Below are 2,482 nucleotides of genomic sequence, written 5' to 3'. Positions count from 1 at the left end.
CTGTGAGGATGATCAGGTGCCGTCCCGGGCTGTGGTCTGACCCGTGCGACAACCGGCCGTGGTGCTTTTCCGTAGATCTGTCGGCCCCAGCCTGGGACGGTGCTTGCAGCCGCCGGACCGGCGGGGCGTGTCCCGATAGGGGCCTTGCCGTGAACAGGGCACCATCACAGTTCTGACCGCCTCCGCCGGCCCGGCGACGGCCATCCGTTCCCGAGTTAGGTCAGGAGCCAGACGACTGTGCCCAGCATGCCTCATCCCACCCTGCCCAGCCAAGATGACGCCGCCGCCGGTGAGGTCGTTCTCGGCGTGGACACGCACAAGGATCTGCATGTCGCGGCGGTGATCACGACCCTGGGTGCCCTGCTGGGCAGCCGCGCGTTCGCTACGACCCGGGCCGGCTACGAGCAACTGCTGACGTGGGCACGAACGTTCGGCCCGCTGCAGCGGGCCGGGGTGGAGTGCACCGGCTCCTACGGTGCGGCACTGGCTCGGCACTTGTGCGCGGAAGGCGTGCAGGTGATCGAGGTCAACCAGCCGGACAAGGCCACTCGTCGTCGACGCGGCAAGACCGACGCTATCGACGCGGAGACAGCCGCTCGCGCCGTCCTGACTGGACGGGCGACCGGCCGCATGAAGACCGGTGACGGACCGGTAGAAATGCTTCGAATGTTCAAGCTGGCCAAGGCATCCGCTATCAAGGCCCGGACGCAGACGATCAATCAGCTCAAGGCCGTGCTCATCGCTGCCGACCCAGCACTACGGGAGGAATTGACTGGCCTGAGCAATCCCATACTTTTCCGTCGCTGCGCGGAACTTCCGCCCACCAAGCCCAGTGACGTCACCAGCGCCGCGGTCTACACGCTTCGGTTGCTGGCCGGCCGGATTCGCGAGTTGTCCGGCGAGATCCGCGATCTGGAGCACCGGATCACAGATGCTGTCGCCGCGCATACCCCAGCACTGCTGGACCGTCCCGGAATCGGCCCCGACAGCGCGGCAGCCCTGCTCATCACGGCCGGGGACAACCCGGAACGCCTGCACAGCGAGGCGTCCTTCGCGGCCCTCTGCGGCGTCAGCCCAGTGGAGGCATCGTCGGGCAAGACACATCGACTGCGACTCAACCGCGGCGGTGACCGCCAGGCCAACGCCGCGCTTTACCGCATCACACTTTCCCGCCTGCGCTGGGACCAGCGCAGCCGCGACTACCTCGAGCGACGCACCACCGAAGGCAAGACCCGTCGCGAGGCCATCCGCTGCCTCAAGCGCTACATCGCGCGGGAGATCTACTACTTGATCACCGATCCGGCACCCACGTCGAGCGGCCAATCAGAACCCGCCGCCGCTTGACATCCATAGGGGCATCTACGGGGATCATCGGGGGCTGAGGACGCAGTGATACGGGACGCCACGAATAATGTCTTCACCGACCCTGCCAAGGTTCACCGCATCGACCACAAGGGCCCTATCTGCGAAGTGCCGGGACCTTTCTGTGCGAGCCTTCGCCACAGCGTACGCGGGTGTTGTTCCAGGCCGGTGCTTCGAAAAGGGGACGCACTTTCGCGGGCACCCACGCCGAGGCGGTCTTCATCGCAAAGGAACTGGCAACAGAAACCTTACCGCGCGGCTTACCCGGTCAGCCGCCGGGCGTCCAGGCCCGGGACGTCGGTGCGGCGAGCTCGGCCAGGTGGTGCAGCGAGTTGGTGAGATGCTCAGGGCCGAACGGCGGGAACTGGATGTACTCCCGGATGAACTGCGGCACCGCCGACCAGTCGTAGGTCAGCGTGACCTCAGTGTCGGACGGACCAAGCGGCGCCAGGTCGTAACGCCAGATCCAGCCGCCGAACTCCAACTGACCGTCACCCTTGTCCTGCCCCGGCAGCCAGCCAATGGCCTGCGGCGGGTCGAACACCGCGACCTTGTTGGCTATCTGGTAGTCACCGTTTGGATGGTTGGCGTGATACATGGCTACCCGGAAAATCTGCCCCACCTCGGTCAGCGGCGCCCGGTCGACAGCGTCCTGAACCCAGCCGGTGCCGTCGATCGCAGAGTGGGTCGTCGGGTCCGCCAGCACCGCGAACACTCTCGCAGCGGGCACGGCGACAGTCAGGGTGGCGCTTACGTTCTCCTCGGCCATGGTGTGCACGCTCCTTGTCATCTCATCTCGGGCCTCCCGCAGGCGCCGAAGGGGAACATTCCCAACATGCAGACCACGCGGCGAGGCGGAACTCATCGGTCGTGTGCGCGCAACGCGCACCCGTGCCACCGCTACCCTGACGCGATCCCGCTGCGCACTAATTTGAGCCAGCTCGGGTCTTCGAGTGCCGGCGCAGCGCTGCGGCGACTTGGCGCGCTTTGGGAGCGTTGACCTCGGTAAAGAGGTTTACGTCTTTTCGGCCGGGTGACAAAGCTGTACACGATCATGGCTCCGCCTCCGGCCAACACCAACGTGCGAGCTTGCGGCAAGGCCAGCACCGTCCACGCGATT

3 protein-coding genes are annotated in these 2,482 nt (G+C 66.1%); 1 reads left to right on the top strand and 2 read right to left on the bottom strand.

The window, feature by feature from the left end; all coding sequences use genetic code 11:
- Positions 1–246 precede the first annotated feature (246 nt).
- Positions 247–1,344, top strand: coding sequence for an IS110 family transposase (locus VJT49_RS09250; RefSeq protein WP_324164325.1), 1,098 nt, complete (start codon positions 247–249; stop codon positions 1,342–1,344).
- 286 nt (positions 1,345–1,630) lie between these two features.
- On the opposite strand, the gene VJT49_RS09245 is transcribed toward VJT49_RS09250, so the two are convergent.
- A complete protein-coding gene (locus VJT49_RS09245; protein WP_324164324.1) occupies positions 1,631–2,131 on the bottom strand; it encodes a polyketide cyclase in 501 nt (166 codons plus the stop codon).
- Positions 2,132–2,262: 131 nt separating this feature from the next.
- A partial coding sequence (locus VJT49_RS09240) for a hypothetical protein (RefSeq protein WP_324164323.1) occupies positions 2,263–2,482 on the bottom strand: 220 nt, incomplete at its 5' end.

The organism is Amycolatopsis sp. (genome assembly GCF_035276945.1).
GTDB lineage: Bacteria > Actinomycetota > Actinomycetes > Mycobacteriales > Pseudonocardiaceae > Amycolatopsis_E.
This window is presented reverse-complemented; position numbering and strand designations above follow the sequence as displayed.